This window comes from Elusimicrobiota bacterium (assembly GCA_041658405.1).
In the GTDB taxonomy this organism is placed as follows: Bacteria; Elusimicrobiota; UBA5214; order JBBAAG01; family JBBAAG01; genus JBBAAG01.
The window spans coordinates 1-3,809 of record JBBAAG010000136.1; the positions used below are offsets into that span (position 1 = coordinate 1).

The following is a 3,809-nucleotide window of genomic DNA, read 5'->3' on the forward strand; positions in this document are numbered from 1 at the left end:
CTGGTAAACCCGTATGCGGACAGCAGGGTATTGTACGGTGATGAGAATACTGAAATTAAAACTGTAATGGTTGGTATTGATGCAGAAGAACCGGAAGTGTTGCTGTTAGACGCTTTACGTACACGCGGGAAAAAGGTTGACCTCCTTATTGCTCATCATCCTGAAGGTAAGGCATATGCGACGTTTTACGAGGTTATGGGTATACAAGCACCGATTCTCGCGAAATACGGTGTACCAATTAGTGTTGCGGAAGGGTTAATGGAACCTAGGATAAAAGAAATCGGGAGAAGAGTCTCAGGGTTGAATCATACCCGCGCGGTTGATGCGGCGCAGTTATTGGACGTTCCTATGGTGTGTATTCATACTCCTGCGGATAATCATGTAGCGAGTTTTTTGCAGAAAATGTTTGAAAAAGAAAAAGTTGAACGTTTGGAAGATGCAGTCAAACTCCTGAAATCTGTTCCTGAATATAAATACGCAGCGTCTTATGGACAGGGACCGAAAATTCTCGTGGGCTCTCCCGACAGGCACGTAGGAAAAGTATTTGTAGACATGACCGGCGGGACGGAAGGTTCTGCTAAACTTCTAGAAAAACTTACTACCGCAGGTGTATCAACTGTGATAGCAATGCATATGAGCGATGAACATTATAAAGACGCGCAATCAGCGAATCTTAACGTCATAATAGCGGGGCATATATCGTCGGATAATCTGGGGTTGAACTTGTTGTTTGACAAGGTTGAGAAAAAATATGGAAAACTCAACATCATTCCGTGTTCCGGATTTGTGCGGTATTGCCACTCGTCGTGATACGGTTTGGCGTAAGAGTTACTGCCGCAAAAAAATAGCAAATACTTTATGAGTGATAACAGCATATTTGATGAAATACGTACCAAGGTTAATATCGTAGAAGTTGTGCGGGATAGGGTGCCTAACCTTGTAAAAGCCGGGCGTGGGTATAAAGCGTTATGCCCGTTTCATAAAGAAAAAACGCCGTCATTTCTGGTAAGCCAGGAAAAAGGGTTGTTTCGTTGTTTTGGCTGCGGTGTTGGAGGGGATGTCATACGGTTCGTTATTATGATGGACAAGATTACTATGCCGGAAGCTTTGGAGGTACTGGCAAAACGTGCAAATATTACATTACCTCAAAGTACAAGGTATACGAGAAATCCTGAAGCTGAGGCTAAACGCGAACAGTTTCTTAAGATGAACGAGACGGTTGCGGATTATTATCATAATTATCTTTGTGATTCACAGGAAACACGTGGGGTGAGGCAGTATTTAAAGAAACGTAATGTTGACGACCATGTAGTGAATAAGTTCAAGATCGGGTATTCACCCCGGGATAATAGTGTGGTTGGATTATTGAAATCCAACGGATATAAAGACGAGGAATTGAGTAGGTCCGGGCTTGTAAGGTTTGCGGATACGCGTAATGAGTGGTATGACACGTTTCGCTCTAGGTTGATGTTTCCGATATTCGATCAGCGAAATCGGATAATAGCGTTCGGGGGAAGAATACTCGACGATGCGAATAATGAACAAGCGAAGTATATTAACTCACCGGAGACTATGGTTTTTAGTAAAAGCCGTACATTGTATGGGTTATCACAGTGTTCTCAAGGTGTAAGAGAAGCAGGGAAGATTGTTGTGGTAGAAGGTTATATGGATACAATATCGTTGCATCAGGCGGGATTTACTTACGCTGTTGCGCCGTTAGGTACGGCATTGACAAATGAACATGTCGGGATTCTTAAACGGTACAGTGATGAAGTGTATTTATCGTTTGACAGTGATAACAGCGGGGTAATCGCTACGTTGCGCAGTATAGCGATATTATTAGCGGCAGATGTTTATCCAAAAGTGATAGTAATCAAAGGAGCAAAGGATCCGGATGAACTTCTTAATAAACCGGATGGCGCGGAGTTGTACGCTAAGTTAATTGAAACCGCAAAAGAAGGGTTTGAGTTCTATATTGACACACTAGTAGCTAAGTACGGCAATGGTACGTCTGCCGGTAAGCGTAATGTCGTAAAGTCTACCATAGAATTTATGGTAAAAATACCTAATGAAGTAGTAAAAAATGAAGCTCTGTGTTATCTCTCAAACATGGTTAATATTCAACCCGAGATTTTGTCGATGGAACTGCGTAAGTACGAGAAAACAGGGAGTAAAGATTTTGGTAGTGATATTCAGAGGGTCGAGGTGAATAATAAAATTACCGTGGAAGAAGAACTTCTTAATCTGGTAGTGAATACCCCGGGCCTTATTAAAGATGTACGGGAGTTTAGTGTTGTTGAAATGCTCGAGGACAAAAGAGTGGCGGATACTATAAAATATCTGATGGAACGCGATGAACATGGGTTTAAGGTGTGCGTCAATGATATCCTGAGTATGTATCTCAACGACGAAAATACTGAATTACACGACTGGCTTTCACGGGTAGTGATGTTGGACAGAGGATTTTCTGACGTAAAAAAAACTGTGCAGGGTGTGATGAAGACGATTGAGGATAAGTACCTTAAACGTAAGTGCGAGCTTTTGAAAAAGGAAGTGGGGAATATCTGTACGTTGAAACAAGCAGAGGATTATTCACCGGAAGATCATGAAGTTGTTAATGAATACAACAGGATTATGCGCAGGCTTAAAGGTACCAGGCATTGAGAGTAAAATATTTTATTGATATAGGAGGATGTTGAGAAGTGGTTGAACGTGACGATCCGATAAAGGATTTGATTAATCAGGGTAAAGCGAATGGGTTTTTAACCTACGATGAGATTAATCGTATATTGCCTGACGAGTTTTTGCATTCAGGTGATCTTGACGGTTTTTTTTCAACGTTAGAGGAGTTGGGGATTGAAATAGTTGAGAAGGATAAGTTAAAGAAGTCATTGGACTTTCCGGAAGATACTGTAGGTTTTTCCGGTGAGCTTGAAGATATTGTTGCGAACTCCCTGCAGATGTATTTATCAGAGATGGGTAAAGTACCGTTGCTTAGCCGGGATGAAGAAGTAACGCTTGCACGGGGAATTAAAGAGAACGAGGAAATGTTGCAACAGATGGTGTTGGAATCACCGATTACTTTACGAGAGATACGTAGGTGGGAAACTTTTCTCCAGGAAAATGAGATGACACCGAAAGAGCTTATGCCACGGGGTAGGAAAAGTACCAAGCAGTTGAATCAAATGCGGCAGAAAGTTCAAAATGTGGTGCAGCTTATCACACGGATAGAAAAACGTGTTGAACAGATACGGTTGAAGTTAAAGTCAAAACTTAACCCGGAACAACGAAAGGCTGTATATTTTAGTGTCCAGGAGGAACGGAAAAAGATTGTTCCTCATATTATCAAACTTAATCTAAACCGTGAACGTATTAAACGATTGACCAGTAAAATTAAAAACCTCGCAAGAAGGTTAAAAGAAAACGAATTTGAGGTCAAGCGCTATGAATACCGGCTGGGTATGTCGCTTGATGAAGTGAAAGAGTTTTATAACCAGGCAAAGAAAGGAAAGATATCGCAGTACGTATTCCGTCAAACCACAGGGTATACGATGACAGGAATAGAGTCTATGCTGCTGAATTTTCGTAATGCACAGCAACGGCTTAAACGCCTAAAGAGTTCATTAAACGTTCCTGCGAATGATTTAATTAAGAATTATGACCGTATAATTGAACTTGAAGAAAAAATATTGCAGAATAAACTCAAGCTTATTCGTGCAAACCTAAGGTTGGTAGTGTCCATTGCGAAGAAGCATATGGGTGCAAATATGGAATTAACTGACCTGATACAGGAAGGTAGTTTGGGGTTA

3 protein-coding genes are annotated in these 3,809 nt (G+C 41.3%); all 3 read left to right on the forward strand.

Annotation, left to right across the window (positions count from 1 at the left end; genetic code table 11):
* A partial coding sequence (locus tag WC955_13175; GenBank protein ID MFA5860006.1) for an NGG1p interacting factor NIF3 occupies positions 1-810 on the forward strand: 810 nt, incomplete at its 5' end.
* 48 nt (positions 811-858) lie between these two features.
* Positions 859-2,664 (forward strand): DNA primase, encoded by a 1,806-nt coding sequence (dnaG, locus tag WC955_13180; GenBank protein MFA5860007.1) that lies wholly within the window; start codon positions 859-861, stop codon positions 2,662-2,664.
* 38 nt (positions 2,665-2,702) lie between these two features.
* The coding region (locus WC955_13185) for an RNA polymerase sigma factor region1.1 domain-containing protein (GenBank protein MFA5860008.1) at positions 2,703-3,809 on the forward strand (1,107 nt) is incomplete at its 3' end.

Bases quoted from the DNA above. Each gene is read 5' to 3' on its own strand.
- dnaG (MFA5860007.1), top strand. From the start codon at position 859: ATGAGTGATAACAGCATATTTGATGAAATACGTACCAAGGTTAATATC.